The sequence below is a fragment of the Bradyrhizobium sp. A11 genome (assembly GCF_042077125.1).
Taxonomy (GTDB): domain Bacteria; phylum Pseudomonadota; class Alphaproteobacteria; order Rhizobiales; family Xanthobacteraceae; genus Bradyrhizobium; species Bradyrhizobium japonicum_B.
In genome coordinates, this window is record NZ_CP149509.1 from 3384150 (window position 1) to 3409474 (window position 25325).

The 25325-nt window shown below is 65.6% G+C and carries 21 protein-coding genes; 15 read left to right on the forward strand and 6 right to left on the reverse strand.

The window, feature by feature from the left end; all coding sequences use genetic code 11:
* Nucleotides 1-62: 62 nt before the first annotated feature.
* Genes WI560_RS15650 through WI560_RS15680 form a run of 7 tightly spaced genes read left to right on the forward strand, consistent with a single transcriptional unit; the run spans nt 63 to nt 9011 of the window.
* On the forward strand, nt 63-2357 hold the full coding sequence (locus WI560_RS15650; protein WP_375308706.1) for a 4Fe-4S binding protein: 2295 nt from the start codon (nt 63-65) through the stop codon (nt 2355-2357).
* A gap of 22 nt (nt 2358-2379) precedes the next feature.
* The gene (gene nosZ / locus WI560_RS15655; RefSeq protein WP_375308707.1) at nt 2380-4326 is read left to right on the forward strand and encodes a TAT-dependent nitrous-oxide reductase; all 1947 of its coding nucleotides are present in this window, start codon (nt 2380-2382) and stop codon (nt 4324-4326) included.
* 42 nt (nt 4327-4368) lie between these two features.
* Nucleotides 4369-5709, forward strand: a complete 1341-nt coding sequence (locus tag WI560_RS15660; protein WP_375308849.1) for a nitrous oxide reductase family maturation protein NosD — start codon at nt 4369-4371, stop codon at nt 5707-5709.
* Nucleotides 5706-6626 (forward strand): ABC transporter ATP-binding protein, encoded by a 921-nt coding sequence (locus tag WI560_RS15665; RefSeq protein WP_375308708.1) that lies wholly within the window; start codon nt 5706-5708, stop codon nt 6624-6626. The genes WI560_RS15660 and WI560_RS15665 overlap by 4 nt, the downstream gene beginning before the upstream one ends.
* Complete coding sequence (locus WI560_RS15670) at nt 6623-7450, forward strand: ABC transporter permease (protein WP_257194662.1); 828 nt, start codon at nt 6623-6625, stop codon at nt 7448-7450. Before WI560_RS15665 ends, WI560_RS15670 begins: the two co-directional genes overlap by 4 nt.
* A complete protein-coding gene (locus WI560_RS15675) occupies nt 7447-8019 on the forward strand; it encodes a nitrous oxide reductase accessory protein NosL (RefSeq protein WP_375308709.1) in 573 nt (190 codons plus the stop codon). Before WI560_RS15670 ends, WI560_RS15675 begins: the two co-directional genes overlap by 4 nt.
* Nucleotides 8016-9011, forward strand: coding sequence for an FAD:protein FMN transferase (locus tag WI560_RS15680; RefSeq protein ID WP_375308710.1), 996 nt, complete (start codon nt 8016-8018; stop codon nt 9009-9011). The genes WI560_RS15675 and WI560_RS15680 overlap by 4 nt, the downstream gene beginning before the upstream one ends.
* Before the next feature lie 34 nt (nt 9012-9045).
* Here the strand turns inward: WI560_RS15680 and WI560_RS15685 are convergent, their stop codons facing one another.
* The 3 genes from WI560_RS15685 to WI560_RS15695 all read right to left on the reverse strand — a co-directional run bounded on the left by WI560_RS15685 (nt 9046) and on the right by WI560_RS15695 (nt 12288).
* Nucleotides 9046-9873: a hypothetical protein gene (locus WI560_RS15685; RefSeq protein ID WP_375308711.1), complete on the reverse strand. Its 828-nt coding sequence runs from the start codon at nt 9871-9873 to the stop codon at nt 9046-9048.
* A gap of 88 nt (nt 9874-9961) precedes the next feature.
* On the reverse strand, nt 9962-11251 hold the full coding sequence (gene fsrB, locus WI560_RS15690) for a siderophore utilization protein FsrB (protein ID WP_257179715.1): 1290 nt from the start codon (nt 11249-11251) through the stop codon (nt 9962-9964).
* A gap of 218 nt (nt 11252-11469) precedes the next feature.
* Nucleotides 11470-12288 (reverse strand): helix-turn-helix domain-containing protein, encoded by an 819-nt coding sequence (locus WI560_RS15695; RefSeq protein ID WP_375308712.1) that lies wholly within the window; start codon nt 12286-12288, stop codon nt 11470-11472.
* A gap of 311 nt (nt 12289-12599) precedes the next feature.
* Between WI560_RS15695 and WI560_RS15700 the strand changes: the two genes are divergently transcribed.
* The 5 genes from WI560_RS15700 (at nt 12600) to WI560_RS15720 (ending at nt 18648) form a co-directional block, all read left to right on the forward strand.
* Nucleotides 12600-13820 carry an amino acid ABC transporter substrate-binding protein gene (locus WI560_RS15700; RefSeq protein ID WP_375308713.1) on the forward strand — a complete coding sequence of 407 codons (1221 nt, stop codon included), beginning with the start codon at nt 12600-12602 and terminating at the stop codon, nt 13818-13820.
* A 63-nt stretch (nt 13821-13883) separates the two neighbouring features.
* The gene (locus WI560_RS15705; protein WP_375308714.1) at nt 13884-14759 is read left to right on the forward strand and encodes a branched-chain amino acid ABC transporter permease; all 876 of its coding nucleotides are present in this window, start codon (nt 13884-13886) and stop codon (nt 14757-14759) included.
* Nucleotides 14756-16435, forward strand: a complete 1680-nt coding sequence (locus tag WI560_RS15710) for an ATP-binding cassette domain-containing protein (RefSeq protein ID WP_375308715.1) — start codon at nt 14756-14758, stop codon at nt 16433-16435. Before WI560_RS15705 ends, WI560_RS15710 begins: the two co-directional genes overlap by 4 nt.
* Complete coding sequence (locus WI560_RS15715; protein WP_375308716.1) at nt 16428-17159, forward strand: ABC transporter ATP-binding protein; 732 nt, start codon at nt 16428-16430, stop codon at nt 17157-17159. Before WI560_RS15710 ends, WI560_RS15715 begins: the two co-directional genes overlap by 8 nt.
* 37 nt (nt 17160-17196) lie before the next feature.
* Nucleotides 17197-18648 carry an aldehyde dehydrogenase gene (locus tag WI560_RS15720; protein WP_375308717.1) on the forward strand — a complete coding sequence of 484 codons (1452 nt, stop codon included), beginning with the start codon at nt 17197-17199 and terminating at the stop codon, nt 18646-18648.
* 103 nt (nt 18649-18751) lie between these two features.
* On the opposite strand, the gene WI560_RS15725 is transcribed toward WI560_RS15720, so the two are convergent.
* The 3 genes from WI560_RS15725 to WI560_RS15735 all read right to left on the reverse strand — a co-directional run bounded on the left by WI560_RS15725 (nt 18752) and on the right by WI560_RS15735 (nt 23501).
* On the reverse strand, nt 18752-21046 hold the full coding sequence (locus WI560_RS15725; protein ID WP_375308718.1) for a TonB-dependent siderophore receptor: 2295 nt from the start codon (nt 21044-21046) through the stop codon (nt 18752-18754).
* A 382-nt stretch (nt 21047-21428) separates the two neighbouring features.
* Nucleotides 21429-22493, reverse strand: a complete 1065-nt coding sequence (locus tag WI560_RS15730; RefSeq protein WP_375308719.1) for a hypothetical protein — start codon at nt 22491-22493, stop codon at nt 21429-21431.
* Between the two features lie 201 nt (nt 22494-22694).
* Nucleotides 22695-23501: an enoyl-CoA hydratase/isomerase family protein gene (locus WI560_RS15735; protein ID WP_028136488.1), complete on the reverse strand. Its 807-nt coding sequence runs from the start codon at nt 23499-23501 to the stop codon at nt 22695-22697.
* Nucleotides 23502-23622: 121 nt separating this feature from the next.
* Between WI560_RS15735 and nthA the strand changes: the two genes are divergently transcribed.
* Genes nthA through WI560_RS15750 form a run of 3 tightly spaced genes read left to right on the forward strand, consistent with a single transcriptional unit; the run spans nt 23623 to nt 25285 of the window.
* Nucleotides 23623-24252: a nitrile hydratase subunit alpha gene (gene nthA / locus WI560_RS15740; RefSeq protein ID WP_375308720.1), complete on the forward strand. Its 630-nt coding sequence runs from the start codon at nt 23623-23625 to the stop codon at nt 24250-24252.
* A complete protein-coding gene (gene nthB, locus WI560_RS15745) occupies nt 24249-24908 on the forward strand; it encodes a nitrile hydratase subunit beta (RefSeq protein ID WP_375308721.1) in 660 nt (219 codons plus the stop codon). Before nthA ends, nthB begins: the two co-directional genes overlap by 4 nt.
* Nucleotides 24908-25285 carry a nitrile hydratase accessory protein gene (locus tag WI560_RS15750; RefSeq protein WP_375308722.1) on the forward strand — a complete coding sequence of 126 codons (378 nt, stop codon included), beginning with the start codon at nt 24908-24910 and terminating at the stop codon, nt 25283-25285. Before nthB ends, WI560_RS15750 begins: the two co-directional genes overlap by 1 nt.
* Nucleotides 25286-25325 lie beyond the last annotated feature (40 nt).

A 25325-nucleotide genomic window follows, 5' to 3' on the forward strand; every position in this document is an offset into this window, starting at 1 on the left:
TCGAAGAAGAATCACAAGGCATGCGCGGCCCGGTTGGTCGCGCAGGTGGCATTTGAATCGAGATGTCGAAGCGACCGGATAGCGAGATCGCCCTGGGGAGTCGTGCAGCGTTAGCGCTTGCCGGCTTGCTGCTGATATGTCTGACATATATTTCGCCTGCGTACGCCGCTGGTGATTTGCCGACCTACCTGCCGAAGCTTGCGCCTGCGGACTTCTTCCCGGGCGCGGATCGCTTCGGCCCCCCGCAAGGCGATCCGCCGCTGGTGCCAGTCTACCGCGGCGACCAGCTGCAGGGATTTGTCTTCCTCAACTCCGATTTCGCGAACTCTGTCGGCTATTCCGGCAAACCGATCCACCTGCTGGCCGGGATCGACCCGAAGGGGGTCATCACCGGCATCAAGCTGGTCGATCACAAGGAGCCGATCGTGCTGGTCGGCATTGCGGAAGCCCGCATCGTCGCGGCCGTGAACGGTCTGATCGGCAAGGACATGAAACCTGTCGCAAGCGGCGCCGAGAGGCCGCCGCAGGTCGACATCGTGAGCGGCGCAACCGTCACCGTGCTGGTGATGGGCGACAGCATCGTCCGCGCCGCGTCCAAGCTCATCCGGAGCGGTCGCATCGGCGGCGGCGACGGCGCGGCGGTTTCGGCTGCCCTGCCCCCCGTCATCAAGACGCTCGATCTCGAACGCAGTGAAGTCCGTGACTGGGAGAGCCTCGTCGGCGACGGATCGATACGCCGGCTTCATCTCAGCATCGGCGACATCAATGATGCCTTTGCGAAATCCGGCAGCGCGGCGGCGATCCAATACCCCGAGCCAGGCGAGGCCGACGACACCTTCATCGACCTCTATGTCGCGCTCGTCAGCGCGCCAACGATCGGCCGCAGCCTGCTCGGCGATGACGGCTATCGACGGCTGAAGGACGGCCTGAAGCCCGGGCAGCAGGCGATCGTCGTCGCCGGCAACGGTCCCTACTCTTTCAAGGGTTCGGCCTATGTCCGCGGCGGCATCTTCGATCGCATCGAGATCCTGCAGGAAGGCAACAGCACCCGCTTCCGCGACCGTAACCATACCCGCCTGGGCGCACTGGACGCGGTCGGCGCGCCGGAGTTCAGGGAGGTCGGTCTGTTCGTCACCCCTCCCGAGTTCACCCTCGATCCGACGCAGCCCTGGCAGCTTCAGCTGCTGGTGCAGCGAAGCCTCGGCGGCCGCGACAAGGCATTCCTGACCTTCGACCTCGGCTACGCCCTGCCGGACAGCTACATACGCCGCGAGCAGCGCACGTTGACGGTGCCGGAAAGCACGGCGCCTCCGGCCTCGCAGGCAAGTGCTGTGGCCGCACCGGCCGCGGAGGCAGACGAGCCGCTCTGGATGCGGATCTGGCGCTCGAGCACGGTCTCGATCGGCATCACCGCCTTCATGCTGGCCGCCCTCACCGGCATCTTCTTCTTCCAGAACCTGCTGGTGGCCCGCCCGGTGCTCTACACCTGGGTGCGGCGGGGCTATCTCGCCTTCGTTCTGGTGTGGCTCGGCTGGTACGCCAACGCGCAGCTCTCGGTCGTCAACGTCGTCACCTTCACCAATGCGCTGGTGACCGGCTTCCGCTGGGAGTTCTTCCTGGCCGCACCGTTGATCTTCATTCTGTGGGCCGCCACCGCGGGCGGGCTCCTGTTCTGGGGCCGCGGGCCCTTCTGCGGCTGGCTGTGTCCCTTTGGCGCACTCCAGGAGCTCACCAACACGGCCGCGAAATGGCTCAAGGTGCCGCAAATAACGGTGCCGTGGGGACTGCACGAGCGGCTGTGGCCAATCAAGTACATCATCTTCCTCGGTCTGTTCGGCCTGTCGCTTTACTCCGTCGAGATGGCCGAGCGATTTGCCGAGGTCGAGCCGTTCAAGACCGCCATCATCCTGAAGTTTTCGCGCAGCTGGCCGTTCGTGGCCTACGCGGTCGCCCTGCTCGTCATCGGCCTCTTCATCGAGCGCTTCTTCTGTCGCTACCTCTGTCCGCTCGGCGCGGCGCTTGCCATTCCCGGCCGCATGCGGACGTTCGAATGGCTGCGTCGCTGGGAAGAATGCGGATCTCCCTGCCAACGTTGCGCCAAGGAATGCCCGGTGCAGTCGATCCATCCCGAGGGTCACATCAACGTCAATGAGTGCATCTACTGCATGCACTGCCAGGAACTCTATTACGACGACCACCGCTGCCCGCACATGATCCAGGTGCGGCTGAAACGCGAGAAGTTCGCGGCCATGTCCTCGCCCTCGATGCGCTCGAGCGGCAAAGGTCCCGCAACCGTCATCACCGCCGGCGGCAAACCTGTCGGCGCGTCGGCAGTCATCTCTCCACCACCAAACTGAACCGAAAGCCGAGGAGGCAATCATGAGCGACAACGACAAGCCAAAGGGCGTCAGCCGACGTACAGTGCTGGGAACGACGGCCGCCGCGGCGGGCGTGGGTCTCGCCGGCGGAGTGACTCTGAAAGATGGCGGCTTCGTCACGCCTGCGGACGCGCAGACCAAGACTGCTGCGCCGAAAGCGCCGGCGGCGAGGCCAGCCGTGCACAAGACCGAGGTCGCACCGGGAGAGCTCGACGAATATTACGTGTTCTTCTCCAGCGGCCAGTCCGGCGAGATGCGCATCATCGGCCTTCCCTCGATGCGCGAATTGATGCGCGTCCCGGTGTTCAACCGCTGCAGCGCCACCGGCTGGGGCCAGACCAACGAAAGCATCAAGGTCCTGACCGAAGGGATGCAGCCCGCGACCCGCGAATTCCTCAAGAACCGCGGCGGCACCTACCTGAACGGCGACCTCCATCACCCGCACATTTCGTTCACGGACGGCACCTATGACGGCCGCTATGCCTACATGAACGACAAGGCCAACAGCCGCGTCGCGCGCGTGCGGCTCGACATCATGAAATGCGACAAGATCATCGAGCTGCCGAACCAGCACACCGTCCACGGCCTGCGCCTGCAGAAATATCCGCGCACGGGCTATGTCTTCGCCAACGGCGAGGATGGCGTGCCGCTGCCCAACGACGGCAAGGTTCTCGACGATCCCAAGCAATATCGCTCCATCTTCAGTGCGATCGACGGCGACACGATGAAGGTGGCCTGGCAGGTGATCGTCAGCGGCAACCTCGACAACGTCGACGCCGACTACCAGGGCAAATACTGCTTCGCGACTTGCTACAACAGCGAGGAAGGCGTCACGCTCGCGGAAATGACCGCCAGCGAACAGGACTGGGTCGTCATCTTCAACATCAAACGGATCGAAGAGGCCGTGAAGAAGGGCGACTTCAAGGAAATGAACGGCGTGCCCGTGATCGACGGCCGCAAGGGCTCGGCCTACACCCGCTACGTTCCGGTCTCGAACAATCCGCACGGCATGAACACCGCTCCCGACGGCATCCACATCGTGGCGGCCGGAAAGCTCTCGCCGACCGTGACCGTGATGGACGTGCGCAAGTTCGATGATCTGTTCGACGACAAGATCAAGCCGCGCGACGTCGTCGTCGCCGAGCCCGAACTCGGCCTCGGTCCGCTGCACACCGCCTATGACGGCAAGGGCAACGCCTACACCACGCTGTTCCTCGACAGCCAGGTCTGCAAGTGGAACATCGAAGCCGCCAAGCGCGCCTTCAAGGGTGAGAAGGTCAATCCCATCCTCCAGAAGCTCGACGTGCACTATCAGCCCGGCCACAACCATACCTCGATGGGGCAGACCAAGGAGGCGGATGGAAAGTGGCTCATCTCGCTGAACAAGTTCTCGAAGGACCGCTTCCTGAACGTCGGCCCGCTCAAGCCGGAGAACGATCAGCTGATCGATATCTCAGGCGATCAGATGAAGCTGGTGCATGACGGCCCGAGCTTCGCCGAGCCGCATGACGCCACCATCGTCCACCGCTCCAAGATCAATCCGATCTCGATCTACGACCGCGCGGATCCGATGTTTGCGGATGCGGTCAAGCAGGCCAAGGCCGACGGCATCAACCTCGAGGCGGATTCGAAGGTCATTCGCGACGGTAACAAGGTGCGCGTCTACATGACGTCCACTGCCCCCGCCTATGGTCTCGATCAGTTCCAGGTCAGGCAGGGCGACGAGGTGACCGTCTTCGTCACCAATATCGATGCGGTCGAGGACCTCACGCACGGCTTCTGCATCGTCAACTACGGCATCAACATGGAGATCGGGCCGATGGCCACCTCGTCGGTGACCTTCACGGCCGACAAGCCAGGCGTCTACTGGTACTATTGCTCCTGGTTCTGCCACGCCATGCACATGGAGATGAAGGGCCGCATGTTCGTCGAGCCCAAATCTGTTTGAAGTCGGCCTGATCGGAGCGACCTCGTGGGTCCATTGTTACGCATGTTTCCGGCGGCGCTGGTCGCCGCCGGATTGTCGGGCTTCGCCAGTGCGGAGACGTTGACGGCTGCGCCCGGCCAGTCACTGCAAGCTGTGCTGGACGGCGCACGCGCCGGCGACGTCGTCGAACTCGCTCCGGGGCACTATCGCGGCTCGATCCGCATCGAGCGTCCCCTGCAGCTCGTCGGGAGCCGCGAGGCGGTGCTCGACGGCGACGGTGCCGGCAACGTCATCACGGTCAGCGCGCCTGACGTCACCATCCGCGGTCTGACCATCCGCGCATCGGGCCGCGATCTGCAGGCGATGAATTCGGGGATCTTCCTGCAGAAGACGGCCGAACGCGCGACCATCGAGAACAACCGGTTGGTGGACAACCTGTTCGGCATCTATGTGCACGGCGCCCAGGGCTCGCGGGTCGCCGGCAACGAGATCGAGGGACTGCGTGGCGGGCGGCTCAGCGAGGCCGGCAACGGCGTCTCGCTGTGGAATGCGCCCGACGTCACCATCGCCAACAACAATTTCCGCTACGGCCGCGACGGCATCTTCACCATTTCAAGCCGAAAGGACCGCTTCGTCGGAAACCGCTTCGAGCAGGTGCGCTTCGCGATCCATTACATGTACACCAACGACAGCGAAGTGAGCGGCAACGTCTCGATCGGCAACCATGTCGGTTACGCCATCATGTATTCGAACCGGCTGGTGATCCGCGACAACATCTCCGATCACGATCGCGACTATGGGATGCTCTTCAACTACGCGAACTATGCCCAGATCGAGAACAACCGGGTGACGGGCGGCCCGCTGAACGCGCCGATGCAGAGCATGCAAGACAGCCCCGACGACGAGCGCGGCATGCTCCCGCAGCAAAAGCGGGAGAGCGCTCTGAAGAGTGGCCCGGAGAAATGCGTGTTCATCTACAACACCAATCACAACAAGTTCCGCGACAACTGGTTCGAGCGCTGCGCCATCGGCGTGCACTTCACGGCCGGGTCCGAAGGCAACGAAATCGCCGGCAATGCCTTCGTCAGCAATGCCAACCAGGTGAAATATGTCGGCACCCGGCACCTCGACTGGTCGAGCGGCGGGCGCGGCAATTACTGGAGCGACAATCCGGCCTTCGACCTCAACGGGGACGGCATCGCCGACACGGCCTACCGTCCGAACGACCTCATCGACCGCGTGCTGTGGACGGCGCCCGCTGCAAAAGTCCTGATCAACAGCCCTGCCGTCCAGGTCATCCGCTGGGCGCAGGCGCAGTTTCCGGCGTTGCTGCCGGGCGGCGTGGTCGACAGCCGTCCACTGGTGTCGCCGCCACGCAGCGCGGCGGCGAAGGAGACGCGATGACCAGCACGGTACGCGTCAGCGACGTCACCAAGAGGTATGGCCGGGTCGAGGCCGTGCGCGATGCCTCGTTCTCGCTTGGGCAGGGCGAGCTGGTCGCCTTGATCGGCCACAACGGCGCCGGCAAGACCACGCTCATGAAGCTCATGCTCGGGCTGATCCGGCCAACCAGCGGCTCCATCGAGGTTCTCGGAGACAATCCGGCCGCCGGCGAATTCGCCGGCCGGCGCCAGCTCGGCTATCTGCCCGAGAACGTCTCCTTCGACCCTGCCCTCACCGGCCGCGAGACGCAGGCCTTCTACGCCCGGCTGAAACGCGAGGCGGTGGCCAAGGCGCTGGAGCTGCTCGATGCCGTCGGCTTGGGCGCCGCCAGCCGGCGCCGGGTGAGCACCTATTCGAAGGGGATGCGCCAACGGCTGGGGCTCGCGCAGGCGCTGCTTGGCACCCCGCGCGTGCTGCTGCTGGACGAGCCGACCACCGGCCTCGATCCGGAACTGCGGCAGACCTTCTACGACATCATCGCACGGCTCGCGGCCGGGGGCGCAACGGTGCTGCTGTCGTCGCACGCGCTCACCGAGCTCGAGGAGCGCGCCGGCCGGGTCATCATCATGAATCGCGGCATCAAGGTCGCGGACGGATCAATCGACGAGCTGCGTCGTCTCGCCCGGCTGCCCACCAGGATCCGTCTCAAGGTGGCAGGCCTCGCCCCGAGCGAGATGCCGGGCTGGGCTCCGCAGGATGCGACCTGCCGCCGTCTCAACGGCCACATCGTCGAGATCGACGCCGCGCCGGAGCGCAAGATCGAGCTGCTGCACCGCGCGACGGCCGCCGGCAATGCCGTCGAGGATGTCGACGTGGTGCCGCCTACCCTCGACGAGCTCTACGCTCACTTTCTTCGGCAATCGGAGCAGGCGCCATGAACGTCCTGATCATCGCCGCCAAGGAAATCCACCAGGCCATCCGCAATCGCTGGGTGCTTGCCGCAACGCTGCTGCTCGCCGGGCTTGCGCTGTCGCTGACCTTTCTCGGCAGCGCGCCGACCGGCAACGTGGGCGTTCGCACGCTGGACGTGGTCGTCGTCAGCCTGTCGAGCCTGACGATCTTTCTCGTTCCGCTGATCGCGCTTCTGATCTCCCACGATGCCATCGTCGGCGAGATGGAACGGGGGACTATGCTGTTGCTGTTGAGCTATCCGGTGGCGCGATGGCAAGTGCTGCTCGGCAAATTCCTGGGCCACCTCGCCGTGCTCGCCTTTGCGACCTGCCTCGGTTACGGCGCGGCGGTCGGAGCGCTGGCGGCGACCGGCAGCCAGATCGATCGCGACAGTTTCCTGGCCTTCGCGGCCATGGTGGGGTCCTCCGTGCTGCTCGGCGCCGCTTTCGTCGCGATCGGATATCTGGTCAGCGCTCTCGTGCGCGACCGCGGCACGGCCGCCGGGATCTGCATCGGGTTGTGGCTGCTGCTGGTGCTGATCTACGACATGGCGCTGCTCGGTGTGCTTGCGCTCGATCAGGGCCGCAGCATCTCGGCAGCGGTGCTCAACGCCATGCTGCTGGCGAACCCGACCGACGCCTACCGGCTGATCAACCTGACGGGGTTTGCCAATGTCAGCACCTTCGCCGGCATGGCCGGTCTTGCCCAGACCACGTCCCTGACGATTCCGGTGCTGCTGACCGCCCTGCTCGGCTGGACGCTGCTGCCGCTGGGCCTGGCCGCGCTCGCCTTCTCGCGGAGGGAGCTATGAAGCGCCGGACATTGCTTCTCGCCCTGCTCGTACCGCTGGCGCTCGCCGGCTGCAACGACAAGCAGGCCGCGAAGGCCCCTCTGCCGCATCGGATGACCGCGGAAGACATCGGTCATTACTGCGGCATGAACGTGCTCGAGCATCCCGGACCGAAGGGCCATATCTTCGTCGCGAGCCTGATCCAGCCCGTCTGGTTCTCGTCGGTGCGCGACACCATCGCCTTCACCATGCTGCCGGACGAGCCCAAGGACATCCAGGCGATCTACGTGTCCGACATGGGCAAGGCGGCCGACTGGGACAAGCCCGGCGCCGACAATTGGATCGAGGCGCGCAAGGCGCTGTTCGTGATCGAGAGCCGGGTCAAGAGCGGCATGGGCGGCGACGAGGCCGTTCCATTTTCGGAGCGGGCGGCGGCGGAGAAGTTCGCCGGTGAGAACGGCGGCAGGATCGTCGGCTTCGACGAGGTGCCGCGGGACTACGTCCTGGCGTCGGCGAATGCCACCGGCGCCGCCGCGACAGACCAAACCGCCGAGGGCTCGCCAAGCGGCCCACCGAGGAGGACGCCATGACGCGCAACCTGACGCGCCGACGCTTCATCCGGATCAGCGCGGCGGCAGCGGGCCTCGGCGCGCTGGCCGCCGGCCATCCCGTTCGTGCAGCGGTCGCGCCGGTGACCTGGCGCGGCACGATGCTGGGCGCGGTCGCGACGATGGAGATCCACGACGAAGATCGCAGCCGGGCGGAGCGACTGATCGCGCTCGCCTGCGCCGAGGCGCGGCGGCTCGAGCGGCTGTTCAGTCTTTACCTCGAGGATGCCGCCCTGGTCGCGCTGAACCGGACCGGTGTCCTGATCGATCCCGCCGCCGAGATGGTCGATCTGCTGTCAGCCGCGCAGCGTTATGCCACGCTGACGGGCGGCCTGTTCGACGTCACCGTGCAGCCGCTGTGGGAGCTCTATGCCGGTCATTTCGCGCGAGATGACGCCGATCCGGCGGGGCCTGCGCCGGCCGCGATCGAGGCCGCACTGGCGCGCGTCGGCAGCCACCGGCTGTCGGTCAGCCGCGACCGGATCGTGATGCCCCGAGGCATGGCCGTGACCCTGAACGGGATCGCGCAAGGTTACGTCACGGACAAGGTCGTGGACCTGCTCCGGGCACATGGCGTCTCCCACAGCCTTGTCGACATGGGCGAAGCGCGCGCAATCGGCTCGCGTCCGGACGGACGCCCCTGGGAGGTCGGCATCGCCGATCCGGACGTTGTGGGCCAGACGAAAGCCGTGCTGCCGATCGTCGATCGCGCCGTCTCCACCTCGGGCGGCTACGGCTGCCAGTTCGATTCCGGGGCGCGCTTCAACCATTTGTTCGATCCCAAATCGGGTGGCTGTGCGCGCCGCTATCGCAGCGTGACGACGGTTTCCCGCAGCGCGACCGCCGCGGACGCCTTGTCGACGGCGTTCAGCCTGATGCCGCAAGACGGGATCCAATCGTTGCTGCCGCGCGTCGATATCGACCGCGTGCACCTGGTCGATGCCGCCGGCAAGGCGATCGAATTGTCGGCGTAAGCTGCGCCTGTTGTTTGCGTATGATCGTCACGCCTTAGCGCAACGGCAGCAGGTCCAGTTGGCTCTGCGCCTTCCTGACCGCGGCCGCGTACCAGCTCTGGCTCGGCGCCTCATTGGCGAAGCATTTTGTGTAGGCGTCCATCGCCCGGTCCTCCCGGGCCATGTCGCCGCGCGGATCCTTCTTGTTGACGGGCTTCGCCATCATCTGCGTCCACACGCGCTCGCAGGCCGGGATATCCGCCGTCTTCACGGCGTCCCTTGCGGCGATGAAGTACACTCTGTCGCCACTTATCGCGACCACATCGATTTCATCCGGGGCACCCTTGAGTTCGCCATTGCCGCGCAGGCCGAGCACGGCGAACGCGGCGCTCGCGGATGCGGGCTTGGTGACCGGCAGCTCGGCATATTTGGCGAAGGCAGCATCCTGGATCGCGTGATAGTAGAAGCGGTCGGACTGGAACGCGGCGCTGCTCTCCTGCGGCATGCCGTCCGCGCGATGCTCGCGCAGCCAGTGCGTGAGCAGCGCGGTCGTGGTCACCACGGCTTGCGTTTTGTCGCCGTCCGAGGCGAAACTGAGCCCGTCGAGATGACCGAAGCCGACATCGCTCCGGAACAGCGTGTCGACGTTCGACCTGCCGTCCGCGGAAAGTCCCTTGATGGCGACCGGTCCGACCAGGCCGCGCAGCACGCCTGCCAGCTCCTTCAGGGCGGCATCGTGCTGCTTGTAGATCACCTCGCTCTCCCTGGCCTTCGAGAACTTTGCGATGTAGCGATCGCGCAGGTCGAGATAGTGCCGCTCGGGCGGGGCCGCATGAACGGGCATCGCGAGGACGAGCAGGCAGAGCAAGGCAGGCAATCTCATTCAAGGTCCGCGGATTGGAGGCGATCTGCCATCTTTGTGCGGCTGCGAGGGGCGAAGGTTCATCCGCAACGAACCGCGCTCTTGCGCCCTACTCCGCCGGCGTCAGCTGCCGGGTCAAGCGCACCGCCGCGGTCTCGCGGACACGGACCCGGGCGCGGCGCTTGCGCCACCAGATCACGACGCCGGTGACCGAGAGCGCCGCCACGACGAGGCCCATGATCGAGATCAGGATGCGGCCGAACAAGCCGACGATGCGGCCCGAATGCAGCGGGAATTGCGCCTGCACGAAGATATCGGCGGCGGTGCCGACCCAGGGCAGCCGCTCGCCGATCGGGCGGCCGTCCTCGCTGTCGTAATAGAGCTGCGCCGGGCCGACGCCGCCGGCGCCGTGATCGTCGCCGGGGTGGAAGAACGCGGCGGCATAGACGCCGTGGGCCGGGCCGTAATTGATCGAGCCGACCGGGATGGTCCAGCCCCGCGCCTTGCCGTCGGCGGCGGCGCGCGCGGCGATCTCGGCGAATGTCATCTTGGGCTCGATCGGATTATCGAGATCGCGATAGGGCCGCTGCTCATAGGGCGTCGGCGTATAGTTCGACACCATCTTCATCAGCGGCGAGAACACCTCGAAATAGAGGTTCAGCGAAAACGCGGTGAAGGCGATGATGAAGAGCACGCCCCAGGTCCACAGGCTGAAGGCGCGGTGGATGTCGAAATTGATCCGGTAGGCGCTGCCTGAGGTCTTGATCGTCCAGGCCGGTGCCCAGCGCGCCCAGAAGCCACGCTCGAGCTGGCGCGTGACGCTAGGTGCCCGCGCCGCCTTGGCGCGCCTGCGCGAAGGCAGCGTCAGATAGAAGCCGACGAAGCAATCGATGGTCCAGATGATGGCGATCACGCCGAGCACGCGCATGCCCCAGCGGTCGCTGCCCCAGAACTCCGGGATGTGCATCGTGTAGTGCAGCTTGTAGAGAAAGGAGACGAAATTCTCCCGCGTCACCGGCCACACCGCGCCCCAATAGCGCCGGCCAAGCTCCGCGCCGGTATTGGGATCGAGAAAGACCTGATTGTAGTCGAGCGTGTAGCGCTTGCCGGTCGCAGGATCGATCCGCGGCATGACGAAGAACCACAGCGAGTGGCCCTCCTCCGGCGTCATGAAGAGGTAGACGACGCGCGCGCGGGGATCGCGCTGCTCGATGGTCTTGGCGAGCTCGATCGAGGGTATCGCCGGGCCCTTGCTGGTGACGTCGAACAGATGGCTGTTCAGGATGTCGTCGAGTTCGTGATCCCAGGAGATGATCGCGCCGGTGATGCCGGAGAAGAACAGGAAGGCGGCCGTCAGCAGTCCCGCCCAGCGATGCAGTTTGCCGAATATCGCTCTCATCGCTCAGATCTCATTCCAACCGGGATCCGGGCCCTCAATTCCCGGAACCGTCTTCGCTCGAACCATCGGCAGCCGGTCTGCCTGCTGATGGCCTTGTGTCCATCGCCTAACGTACGGATCGCTTCTGTGCGAGTGCGGCAACATTAGAATCTATCGAGACTGGAAAGGAGCCCTGCGACAAGCGCTCGGCGCGATCGGCGGCTCGCTTCTCAAATCGCTCACGGCCAGTCGGCGAAATTCAGCGTCGGCCTCGATCGCCCGGCTCGCGCCCGTGCCACGACGCGCCGACGCCATACGCCCGGTGCCTCGCCGGTATGCTTGCGGAAGAAGCGGCTGAAATACGCGGTGTCCGTGAAACCGAGCGCGAACGCGATCTGCTTGACGGCAATGGTTCCCGCCTCGAGCCGCGCCGCCGCTTCCTTGACGAGACGCTGCTGGATCAGCTCGCTCGGCGAGCGCTTCAGCTCGCGGCTGCACAGCGCGTGCAGGCGATCGGGCGTCATGCCGAGCAGCCTGGCGTAATCGCTGACGCGGAGGTGCTGCTGGTAGCGCTCCTCGAGCAGCCGGCGGAAGCGGCTCAGGATCTCCGCGCTGCTGCCCTCCTCGTTCCGATTGCCGTCGCCGGCGAACAGGCGCCAGAAGCGCAGCACGCACAGCGTCAGCTCGGCCGACATGATCGAGGCTGCACCACTGCGGGCGGGCGAGGCGATCTCGGCGGCGATCGCGGCGATGGAACGTGCCATCGTGGCGGCAAGGTCGGGCTCGACCGGCAGCGCCATGATTCCGCCGGCGCCTTCGAGCGCGAGATAGGGCGCCTCCGCCGAGGGCGGGAGATAGCGATGCCATGTGCCGGCCCGCAATTGCAGCAGCTCCGCGGTCGTTCCCGCCGCCACCTCCAGATAGTCGGCCGATCCCGCCGGCAGCCAGGCCATTGCGGGCCCCGCCAACGGAATCGTCTTGCCGGCCCGAGCGATCTCCACGGTCCCGCCGCCGTGAAGGCAGAGCAGATGAATGAACGGCCGGGCCGCGTTCGACATCAGCATCCAGCGCCGCGCCGCATAATGCGATCTGATCAGCTCGGCACCGACGGGGACAGCCCCGCTCGCGGCCGCTGCCGCGGGCGGTCGGGTGGCCGCGACGCCTCGACGCAGCTGGCCATCGTGACCAGAAACGTCCAATCTTTCCCCGGATTTGTCCATTGTGCGAACAAAGCCCGGGATGCTTGCTAGGTCAAGTCCTGGTCGCGGTCGGCGCGATGACGCCATTCCGAAAGAAATCAGGGCCAGAGGAAACGACCACTCACATCGATGCCGACAATCGCTTGAGTGCCACAGGAGGGAGACACGACATGTTTTCGACCAACCGTCGAACGTTACTTCGCGCCACCGGCCTTGCCGCTCTGACCGCGGCGCTGGGGATCTTTCCGCCCACGGCCGATGCGCAGGAGAAGATCCGGATCGGCTATGCCATCTCCAAGACCGGTCCCTATGCCGGCGGCGCCGGCATCACTACCCTGCCCAATTACGAATTGTGGGTGAAGGACGTGAATGCCGCCGGCGGCATCAAGCTCGGTGACAAGAAGCTGCCGATCGAGATCGTCGAGTACGACGACCGCAGCAGTTCCGAAGAAGCCGTGAAGGCGATCGAACGGCTCGCCAACCAGGACAAGGTCGATTTCATCCTGGCCCCCTGGGGCACCGGCCTCAACCTCGCGGTCGGCCCGACGCTGAACCGTCTCGGCTACCCTCACCTCGCGGTCACGTCGGTGACGGACAAGGCGCCGGAGCTCGCCAAGCGCTGGTCCAACGCGACGTTCTGGCTCGGCACCTCCGCGCAGATCTCCGAGGCGCTCGCCGGTCTGCTGGGCAAGCTGAAGGGCGAAGGCAAGATCGGCGGGACCATCGCGATGGTCAGCATCGCCGATCAGTTCGGGATCGAGCTGTCCGCCGCCGCCCGCGAGGCTTTCAAGAAGCAGGGCTTTACGCTCGGCTATGACAAGACCTATCCGATGGGGACGCAGGATCTCCAGCCGCTGCTGAAGGACGCCGTCGCATCCAACCCGGATACGTTCATCGCCTTCAGCTATCCGCCGGATACGATCGCGATTACCGAGCAGGCGCAGCTGCTGAAGTTCAACCCGAAGATCTTCTATGTCGGCGTCGGTACCGCCTTCCCGCTCTACAAGGGCAAGTTCGCCGCCAACAGCGACGGCGTGATGGGGATCGGCGGCTGGAACGCGGACTCGCCGCAGCTGAAGGACTATCTCGCGCGCCACAAGGCGGCGACCGGCAAGGAGCCGGATCGCTGGGCCAGCTCGATCACCTATGCCAGCCTCCAGGTGCTGCAGCAGGCGATCGAAAAGGTCGGCAAGCTCGATCGCGCCGCGGTCGCGGCGGAAATCCGCGCGGGCACGTTTGAGACCATCATCGGCAAGGTCAAGCTCAAGGACGGACTGCTCCAGGAGGTCTGGAGCGTCGGCCAGTGGCAGAACGGCGAGTTCTACGCCCTCGCGCCGACCTCGCAGCCGGGCGCGCGCGCCGCGGTCGTGCCCAAGCCGCAGTGGCAATAAGACCGGCCGGCAGGCCTTCGATCGCAAGGCCTGCCTGCCGTCCGCTCCGGGGGATGCCGCTTCATGCTGCTCGTCGATATCGTCCTGCCCGGCCTCGTGCTTGGCGGCATGTACGCGCTGATCGCGCTCGGGCTGACGCTGCAATATGGCGTGGCGCGGATCATGAATCTTTCCTACGGCGAGTCGCTGGTTGCGGCTGCTTTCGGCGCGTTTTCGCTCTACAGCGGACTTGGGCTGAGCCCGCTCGCGGCGCTGCTGCTGGCCGTTCCGGTCGCGATGGTGCTGAACTGGCTGCTCTATCGTTTCCTGCTGGAACGCTTGATGCGGCGGGGCAAGGACCGGGGCGCGCAGGAAATCGACAGCATCCTCGTCACCTTCGGCGTGTTGTTCGTCATCCAGGGGGCGATGCTGGTCGTCTTCGGAGGGCAGTATTACAGCTATAGTTACCTTTCGATTCCGCTGACGATCCTCGGATCGACGCTTGCGGTCAATCGCCTGGTCGCGCTGCTGTTCGCAGCCCTGGTCGGCGGGGCCGTCTATCTTGCACTCACCCGCACCCGGATCGGCACCGCAGTCCGTGCCATCGCAGTCGATCCGAACGCCGCGCGCCTCGTCGGGATCGACGTGGCCGCTCTCTCGGCGCTGGCCTTTGCGTTCGGCGGCGGCCTCGTCGCCATCGGCGGCGTGCTCGTCAGCATGTTCCTCACCTTCAATGCCGCCATGGGGGTGGTCTTCACCATGAAGGCGCTGGTCGTCGTCATCATGGGAGGCGTCGGCAACGTCATGGGCGCGCTGGTCGCAGGCCTGCTGCTGGGAGTGGTTGAAACCGCAGTGGCGCGGCTGATCGATCCCGGCCTGACGCTGGCGGCCACCTACACGCTGTTTCTCGGCGTGCTCGTGATCAGGCCGACCGGCCTGTTCGGGCGGACTGCGTCATGACCTTGCCCGTCCGGATCCTGCTGTGGTGCGGCGGCCTTGCCCTCGCCGCTTGTCTCATCACCTACCCGCTCTATGCCAACGGCTATTATCTCGCGCTCGGCATCAGCGTCCTCTATTTCACGATCCTGGCGACCGCGTGGGCGATGTTCTCCGGCCCTACCCGTTACATCTCCCTCGCGACGGTCGCGTTCTTCGGCTTGGGCGCGTACACCGCCGCGGTGCTCGGCGAGACCATGTCCTGGCCGATCGTGCTGCTGGCCGCGGCCGGCATCGGCGCACTCACGGCCGCGATCACCGGACTGTCGACACTGCGCCTCTCCGGCATATATTTCGTGATCTTTTCCTTCGGCCTTGCCGAGCTGATCCGCCAGCTCGTGATCTGGTACGAGGTCAACATCCACAAATCGGTCGGCCGCTATCTGTTCAGCGCGGTGACGCAGGACATTCTCTACTGGCAGCTTCTTGGCCTCGCCGCGCTTGTCTTCCTGGTCGGCTGGCTGCTCGGACGATCACGCTACGGGCTGGCGCTGCGCGCCATCGGTGCCGACGAGACCGCGGCCAGCCATTCCGGCATCGACGCCACGCGGGTCAAGCTCGGCGTGTTCATGCTGAGCGCGACCTTCATGACGGTGACCGGCGCGGTGATGGCGCCGCGATGGACCTATATCGATCCCGCCATTGCGTTCAATCCGGCGATCTCGTTCCAGGTCGTGATCATGGCCTTGCTGGGCGGCGCCGGCTCGCTTTTCGGGCCGGTGCTGGGCGTCATCCCGCTGGTCCTGCTGTTCGAGGTGCTGACCGCGACGCTGCCCAACCATTTCAGCATCGTACTCGGCATCATCTTCGTCCTCATCGTCATGGTGCTGCCGAACGGGGTGATCGGACTGCTCGGGGTTGGACGCCGGCGCGTCCCGGCCGACAGGCTTGTCACTGCGTCGGCAAGCACCAAGGATACACCGCTCCTCGCGGTCGACGGCGTCAGCAAGTCGTTCGGCGGATTGCGCGCCGTGGACGGGGTCAGCTTTGCGGTCGCGCCCGGCGAGATCGTCGGCATTATCGGCCCGAACGGCTCCGGCAAGACGACGCTGCTGAATACGCTGTCCGGTGCCCTGAAGCCCTCGTCAGGCACGATCCGGCTCGGCGGCACCTTGCTCAACGGCCTGCGGGCCCACCAGATCGCGCGCCTCGGCCTCGCCCGCACCTTCCAATTGGTGCGCGTGATGCCGGACCTGACCGTCGCCGAGAACGTTGCAGCCGCGCGGCTGTTCTCCGCAGCGCCCGGTCTTGCGACCGGTTTGGAGGCGGAAGACGAGCTGCTCGACCTGGTCGGGCTCGGTGCGATGCGCGAGGCACCCGCGGGCGAGCTGACCTATATCGACCAGAAGCGTCTGGAGCTTGCCCGTGCGCTGGCGCTGCAGCCGCGCCTCGTGCTGCTGGACGAATGGCTGGCCGGCCTCAATCCGAGCGAGCTCGAAACGGGCATCGCGCTGATCGCCAAGCTGCGCGAGCGCGGCCTCACTGTCATCATGGTCGAGCATGTCATGGATGCCATCCGCGCCCTGTGCGGCCATTGCGTCGTGATGAACGCCGGCAAGGTGATCGCGCGCGGGACACCGGACGCAGTGCTGTCCGATCCAAAAGTCATCGCCGCCTATCTGGGGGACGACGATGCTTGAGGTCGCCGCACTCTCCCATTTCTATGGCAAGCACCAGGCCCTGGCCGACGTCTCGCTGGGCATCAGTCAAGGCGAGATCGTCGCCATCCTCGGTGCCAACGGCGCGGGCAAGTCGACCCTGCTCAAGAGCATTGCCGGCCTGATCAGACCAGCGCCCGGCGCGAGAATCGCGTTCGACGGACAGAGCATCGCCGAGCTGCCGGCCCATCTGATCGTGGAGCGCGGCATAGCGCTCGTGCCGGAGGGCCGCGGCGTCTTCGGCGACCTCACCGTCGCGGAGAACCTGCAGCTTGGCGCCTATCCTGCCCGCGCCCGTGACGGCGAAGCGGACCGGCTCGCGCAAGTCCTGCAACTGTTCCCGCGCCTCGCCGAGCGCATGAGGCAGTCCGTCCGCACCATGAGCGGCGGCGAGCAGCAGATGGTGGCGATCGGCCGCGCGCTGATGTCGAACCCGCTGCTGCTCCTGCTCGACGAGCCCTCGCTCGGCCTGTCCCCCCTGCTCAGCCGCGAGGTCTTTCGCGCACTGACGCAGATCCGCGCCGGTGGCGTTGGCGTCTTGCTGGTCGAGCAGAACGCGCGCGCCAGCCTAGACATCGCCGATCGGGTCTACCTGATCGAGTCCGGTCGCAACACCGGCAGTGGAGCTGCGGCTGCGATGAGGAACGATCCCGAGATCCAGCGCGCCTATCTCGGCAAGGCGCGCGCCGCATCGTCCCCACAATGAACCCCAGCAACCCCTTCCGCAATTCTTGGAGAGCTCCATGAACGCCATCGACCTTCTGATCGCCGGCAAGGACCAGGCGGCCAGCAACCAGCGCACCTTTCAGCGCCACAACCCGATCTCGGGCGAGATCGCGACCATCGTCGCGGCGGCCTCCATCGACGACGCGATGCGCGCCGCGGACGCTGCGGCGGCCGCGTTTCCTGCCTGGTCGCAACTTGCTCCGTCCGAGCGCCGCAAGCGGCTCAATGCGGCCGCCGACATCCTGGCGCGCCGGGCGGCGGAGTTCACCGCGCTGATGGTGGCCGAGACCGGCGCCACCGCGGGCTGGGCCGGCTTCAACGTCCATCTGGCCGAGGGCATGCTGCGCGAAGCCGCGGCCATGACGACGCAGATATCAGGCGAAGTCATTCCGACCGACAAGCCCGACAACCTCGCCATGGCGTTTCGCCAGCCGGTCGGCGTCGTGCTCGGCATCGCGCCGTGGAACGCGCCGGTGATTCTCGGCGTGCGTTCCGTCGCGATGCCGCTCGCCTGCGGCAATACCGTGGTGCTGAAGGCGTCCGAGATGAGCCCGGGCGTGCATCGGCTGATCGGAAGCTGCCTGGCGGAGGCCGGCCTCGGCGACGGCGTCGTCAATGTCGTGACCAACGCACCCGAAGATGCGCAGGCGGTGGTCGAGGCGCTGATCGCCCACCCCGCGATCCGCCGCGTCAACTTTACCGGCTCGACCCGCGTCGGCCGCCTCATCGCGCTGGCCTGCGCAAAGCACCTGAAGCGCGCGCTGCTGGAGCTTGGCGGCAAGGCCCCGCTCGTGATCCTCGACGATGCCGATCTCGACGCCGCCGTGAGCGCGGCAGCGTTCGGCGCCTTCATGAACCAGGGCCAGATCTGCATGTCGACCGAGCGGATTGTCGTCGACGACAAGGTGGCGGACACCTTCGTCGCCAGGTTCGCCGCCAAGGCGAAGAGCCTTCCCCACGGCGATCCCCGCAAGGGCAATGTCGTGCTCGGATCGCTCGTCAGCGGTGCGGCCTGTGACCGCGTCCGGGGCTTGATTGACGATGCGCTCGCCAAGGGCGCCGTGGTCGCGGCCGGCGGGCACGGCAGCGGCACCATCATGCCAGCCACGATCGTCGATCACGTCACGCCGGCAATGCGCATCTATGGTGAGGAGAGTTTTGGTCCGGTGGTGACCGTGGTCCGTGTCAGCGGAATAGACGAGGCGGTGCGCGTCGCCAATGACACCGAATACGGCCTCTCCTCGGCCGTGTTCGGCCGTGACATCGCCCGTGCCCTCGGCGTTGCCAAGCGGATCGAGGCGGGCATCTGCCATATCAACGCCCCGACCGTGCATGACGAACCGCAGATGCCGTTCGGCGGCACCAAGGCATCTGGTTATGGCCGCTTCGGCGGCAAGGCGGCAATCGACGAATTCACGGAGCTGCGCTGGATCACGGTGCAGACCGGGCCGCGGCACTATCCGTTCTGATCGCCGACAGCCGCCTCCGTGGCGGCACGGGCCGCCGGCCCCTTCCGCCGCATGGGCGGCACCGGATGGTCCGGCTCGTACGCCGGACCATCCGCATCTGAACTCACCAGCGGTAGGTCAGCTTGCCGATGGCTTTCCGTCCTTCGGCGTACATGCAGCCCGACAGGCCGTAGCAGGCGGCGACATAACGCGTATCCGCAAGGTTGGTGACGTTCACCGACAGACGCCAATTGTCCCTGGTATAGGCAAGCAGCGCGTCCAGCACCGTGGCCGATCCCACCTTGAACGTGTTGGCCTCATCGCCCCAGGTGGCGCCGACGTAGCGGATGCCGCCGCCGAACTGCAAGCCCGCCAGCAGCCCGTTCTGGAGCGTGTAGTCGCTCCACAACGAAGCGCGGTTGAGCGGCACGGGGATCGGCGCCTTGCCGACATTGACCGGATCCTGCGTGACGACGGCATCGACATAGGCATAGGCGGCCCGCAAGTTCCAGCCGTCGGCGAGCGACATCGAGCCTTCGAGCTCGATGCCACGCGATTTCACCTGCCCGATCTGTTCGTAATACGTGGTTGTAGGCACGTAGACGCCGACGTTGTCGCGCATCAGGTCGAAGGCGGCGAAGGTGAACAGCGCGTTCCAGCCGAGCGGCTGGTACTTGACGCCGACCTCGTACTGCACGCCGGTCTCGGGATTGAGCATCTGTCCCGCGGCATTGGTCGCCAGCACCGGCAGGAACGATTCCGAATAGCTGAAATAGGGCGCGATGCCGCTGTCGAAATTGTACATGACGGCGGCACGGCCGGTGAAGGCCGAGGCATCCTTCGTGACCGACGACGGGGTGAATACATCGGTATCGACCTGGGTCGTCACGAAGTCCTCGCGACCTGCGAGCAGGAACGAGAGCCGGCCGAGCTTGATCTGATCCTGCGCATAGAGGCCGAGCTGCGACTGCTTGACGCCCTTGTTGTCGTACATCCCGCCCATGGTCCAGTCGTAGCTGTAGACCGGGTTGAAGACGTTGATCTCCGGCGACGAGGTCGTGACGGCAAAGGCGGTGTCGCGGAACGTGGTGTTGCGATAGTCGAGCCCGACCAGGGTATTGTGGCTGAAGATGCCGGTGAGGAACTTGCCCTGGAGCTGATTGTCCACCGCGAAGGAGTTGATGTACGAGTTGCTGTAGCTGCCGAATCGCCCGAGCTGTCCCGCCGCTTCGTTGGTGTATCCGGTGCCGTAGAAGACCTTCTCCTCGTTGTGCTGATAGGCGTAGCGCAGGTTCTGCCGGAACGTGATGTTGTCGGTGAAATTGTGCGACAGCTGATAGCCTGCGGTCGCGATCTCGGTGTTGAACGCATCGAAGCTCGGCACGCCCGCAAAGAACGAGACCGGGATGGTGCGGCCGTTGTTCGGCCAGACCGTGCCCGAGGCCGGCAGGAACTGAAGGCCCCACCCTGCCCGGTCGCGCTGAAAATTGGCGAGCAGGGTGATCGTCGTGTCCTCGTTCGGCTTGAACGTGACCGCGGGCGCGATGAAGACGCGGTTGTCCTTGGTGAAGTCGACCTGAGTCTCGCCGTCGCGGATGACGCCGGTCAGGCGCCACAGCACGGTGCCCTCCTTGTTGGCGGGGCCGCCCATGTCGAACTGGCCCTGGTAGCGGTTGAAGCTGCCGCCGGAGATCGAGGCCTCGCCGAACTGCTGTGCGGTCGGCAGTTTCGTCACGTAATTGAGGATGCCGCCGGTGCCGCTGCCGCCATACATCGCCGAGGACGGCCCCTTCAGCACTTCCAGGCGCTCGGCGCCGTAGGGATCGAGGCCGTTGAAGTGCACGTAATTGCTCGAGGGAATCCGCAGGCCGTCGATGTAAAGGCCGGACATGGTGGTGTCGAAGCCGCGAATCTGGAGCGCGCCGAAGCGGGTGTCGGAACCGCCATTGACGTCGCCGCTGACGCCCGCCGTGTAGCGCAGCGCCTCGCCGATCGAGACCGCGCCCTGATTCCTGACCTGGTCGGTGGTGATCACGGAGACCGACTGCGGCGTTTCGATCAGCGGAATATCCGTCTTGGTGGCGGTGCCGCTGCGCGTCGCAACGAAACCGCGTACCGGACCATTGGCGCGCTCGCCCGTTGCACCGTTCGCTGCTGCCGACTGGGTTGGTGCGGCCTGCTGCGCGGGAGACCGGCGATTGGCGCGCGAGGTCCGCGTCGCCGCCCTTCGCGACGAAGCGATCGCCGCGGGACGGGCCCGCTGAGCCGGCGCATCGACGGTGACGGCCGGAATCTGGGTCTGGGCCTCCGCGGACCCGACGGGAATGGCGAGACAGAGCGTGCTGACCGCTCCGAGGCAGAGAATCTGGATCTGGCGAGAACGCGTGTTGCCACGCGAAGAAGATTGGAAGTCGGTCACGTCGTTCGAAGCCCCCACGCACTGCCGGCTTTGCCGGTATCGTTCTTGATATTCCGCCCTAGCTCAGGCGGTTTCGGAGTGCGATAGGAACGCGGTTAGAATTTCTCCAGACCTGTGCGCAGCACCTGCGGTGAATGCGCTCAGCCGCGGCGAGAGGCGCGCAAATTTGGAATCTTTCTAGACGACGGTGCTCGACCGACGAGGCGCGAGCACCAGGAACATCGAAGGCGGACGCGGAGAACGAATCCTTTATCATGACCCGGCGCACCGCCGTCTGGCGCTTCGACGCCCTGCTCCGCCAGCCTCGTGGCAACGACCCCGGCTCCAGCTTCAATACGCCAAGCTCTGGTTGGCGGCACGCTCAGGAACCGGCGGCGTTCTCTCAATCGTCGGTCTTCCAGAACGTGAAAGTCTCTTCCGGAATGTCTTTCATCGGAATCTTGACGGCGCGATTGAGCCACTCATATTCGCCGGTCTTGCTCTCGTACTCAGCGCGCCTCTTCTTGCTCAGGTTCTTCGGGCTGGCCCAGTGGTTGGCACCGTGGGTCGGATCGCTCTTCGGTTCATCCAGACGCGCGCGAACGGCCTCCAGACTCTCGGCCACGCTCCTGATGTACTTGACCTGATCGCTTTCTTTGGGATCATCGAAGCGCTTCTCGCTCCGGGTGAAATCGCTGATCTCGGCTCCTCGTGGAGGCCGCAGGTCACCTTTTGTCAAATTGAGGTAGGCGTAAGCGAGGCACTTCTTGATGTAGGGGTCCTCTCCCCTGGCTTCGTTCATGACGACGTCGGCAATCAGCTCCACCTTCTCGGGGTCACTCCGTCCCGCAACGGCGGCCGCGTGGGCCGCCGCGAGTCGGGCCGCAGCCTCCCCGTAGCGCGCCTTGTTGCTCTCGAGTTTCTCCAACGCCGCCTTGCGCCTCTTGATCTGGCCTTCATCCAGCTTGCCGCTTTCGTCCGTCTTGCCACCCTCGAGACGCACGAGGTCGTCGCTGTCGGTCTTGTGCTGCGCAGCCATCGACTGGAGCTTCTGATAGAGATCGTTGTATTGAACTTTGAGTGATGCGAGCTTTTCATTCTCCTCTGCGGTGCGGTTCTTGTTGCTCTCCAGAGCCTTGCGCTCGTTTGCGATCTCGTCAAACTGCGTCTCCAAGTGTCCATAGGCGTCCTCCCGCGCGCGGGCAGCATCGCGCTTGGCGGTGAGCTTCTGCAGCGCTTCGGCCTCCTTCTTGCACGCCGCTTCGCCCTGCGCCTCTTGTTCGGACAGCCAATTGTCATAGTGGCCGTAACCGTGCTTGGCGCACTGCGCACAGAGCGACCGGCTGCCGATGTCACCGCTGCTCCTGTTCTTCGCGAGAATCTTCGAGCCGGTCGGGCAATCATCCTGATTGTGATAAACGTCGCGATCTTCATCGGTGGTCGTGAAGTAGGCCGTCGTTCGTGCCATCTGCGCCTCCCCAAAAGAGGCGCGCTACGCGCGCCTCGGATAGACGAGCATCGCGAGACGCACACAATTTTTCGTTGATTTCGATCAATGCCCGGCGCGAGAACGAACAGCGTCGTTCGATCCGGCGGATTTTACCTCCACCGGCGTCGACCATACTGCCGCGGCGCGCCAGATAGTCGCCGGCGCTCTGGACGAGCTGAGCTATCGCCCCTTGAAGCGCGGCTTGCGACGGCCCAGGAACGCCTCGACGCCCTCCTTGTGATCCTCGCTGAAGCTGGCGAGCGCGAACTGGTCGACATCCATGTGGCTGGCGAGATCGTCCAGCGCATGCGCGAGCCGGTTGACGGTGAGCTTCGTCATCGCAACCGAGAGCGGTGGCTGCGCGGCGACCTTGCGGGCGAGTTCCATGGCGGCATCGAAGGCATGGCCGGGATCGGTCACCTGTTCCACCAGGCCCCATTCATAGGCCTCGTCCGCCGAGATGCGCTGGTCGGCCAGGATCACCGCCTGCTTGGTGCGGGCGGGTCCGATCAGATGCAGCATGCGCGGGATGCTCTGCCAGCTCATGTTCATGCCGAGCCCGATCTCGGGCACGCGCAGATGCGCGTCGTGTCCCATCACGCGGAAATCGAGCGCCACAGCCAGCGCGACGCCGCCGCCGACGCAAAAGCCCTCGATCGCCGCGATCGTGATCTGCTCCATCTCCTGCCAGGCGTGCGTCAGGCGCGGCCCGAGCTTGAGGTGCCGGCGCAGCGTGCCGAGATCCATCTCCTTGCGCGAGCGGCCCTCGTCGTCCTTCAAGTCGAAGCCGGCGCTGAAGGCGCTGGTGCTGCCGGTCAGAACCACGACCGAAGTCGCCGCATCGTCTTCGAAGCTGCGCGCCGCCGCCGTGAGCTGGCGCAGCGCCTCCGGGGAGAGTGCGTTGATGCCGTCGCCCCGGTCGAAACGCACCACTGCGATCCGTCCCTCCGGCCCGAGGCCCTTTTCGATCTTCACATAGTCGGTCACCAGCATCTCCCAATCAGCTTTGCGGCGACCCTAGCCTACATCCGGCCTCACGAACATGGGACCCAGTCGCGCTGTCCGGCATACTCGACAGGCCCGGGCCATTGCGCCTATCTTTGGCGCCATGAGCCACGATCACGACCATCATCACGATCACGACCATTCCGAGCTGTCGGAGACCGAGCTGCGCGTGCGCGCGCTCGAGACCATCCTGACGGAAAAGGGCTATGTCGAGCCTGCCGCGCTCGACGCCATCATCCAGGCCTACGAGACCAAGATCGGCCCGCATAACGGCGCACGCGTCGTCGCCAAGGCCTGGACCGATCCGGCCTTCAAGAAGGCCCTGCTGGAGGACGGCTCCAAGGCGATCGGCACGCTCGGCCATGTCAGCCGCGTCGGCGACCATCTCGTCGTTGTCGAGAACACGCCCGAGCGCCACAACATGGTCGTCTGCACGCTATGCTCCTGCTACCCCTGGGAAATGCTGGGTCTGCCGCCGGTCTGGTACAAGGCCGCGCCCTACCGCTCGCGCGCGGTGAAGGACCCGCGCGGCGTGCTCGCCGATTTCGGCGTCACCCTGCCGAAGGACATTGAAATCCGGGTGTGGGATTCCACCGCCGAGACCCGCTTCCTGGTGCTGCCGATGCGCCCGGCGGGCACGGAGGGGTGGAGCGAGGAGCAACTCGCCGAGCTCGTCACCCGCGACTCCATGATCGGCACAGGCTTTCCCAGGACGCCGGGAGCGCCGTCATGAACGGCGTGCACGACATGGGCGGGATGGACGGGTTCGGCAAGGTCGAGCCCGAACCGAACGAGCCGATGTTCCACGAGGAATGGGAATCCCGTGTGCTCGCGATGGTGCGCGCGATGGGCGCGGCCGGCGCCTTCAACATCGACACCTCGCGTTACTATCGCGAGACGCTGCCGCCGCATGTCTACCTCGCGAGCTCCTATTACAAGAAATGGTTCCTCGGTCTCGAGGAGATGCTGATCGAGAAGGGCTACCTCACCAGGGAGGAGGTCGAAGCCGGCCACGCGATGCAGCCCGCAAAGGCGCTCAAGCACGGCAAGTTCGATCTTGGCCAGGTCGAGCGCATCATGGTGCGCGGCAAGTTCGACCGCCCGGCGCCCGCGCCTGCTAGGTTCAAGATCGGTGATCGCGTGCGTGCCAAGAACATCCACCCCAAGACGCACACGCGGCTGCCGCGCTATGTCCGCGGCCATGTCGGAATCGTCGAGCTCAACCACGGCTGCCACGTGTTTCCGGATACGGCGGCGATGGAGCTCGGCGAGCATCCGCAATGGCTCTACACGGTCGTGTTCGAAGGCCGCGATCTCTGGGGCGAGGACGGCGATCCGACCCTGAAGGTCTCGATCGACGCCTTCGAGTCCTATCTGGATCCGGCGTGATGAGCAGCGCACTTGCCGCTGCCGCGACGGCGGCCATTCCGAGCATTCCGCGCGACGATGACGGGCCGGTGTTCCGCGCGCCCTGGGAGGCGCATGCGTTCGCGATGGCCCTGACGCTGCACCAGCGCGGCGTGTTCACCTGGCCGGAATGGGCAGCGGCCCTGGCCTCGGAGATCAAGCGGGCGCAGGCCGCGGGCGATCCTGATACGGGCGAGACCTATTACCTGCACTGGCTCGCCACGCTGGAAGGCCTGGTGGCCAGCAAGGGCGTCGCCTCGACGGACACGCTGCACCGCTATCGCGATGCCTGGGACCGCGCCGCCGACCGCACCCCGCATGGCAAGCCGATCCTGCTGCAGCCTGAGGATTTCGGCTAGCGTGGAATGATCTTGCTTGAGCCGATTGCCGCCCCCGCTC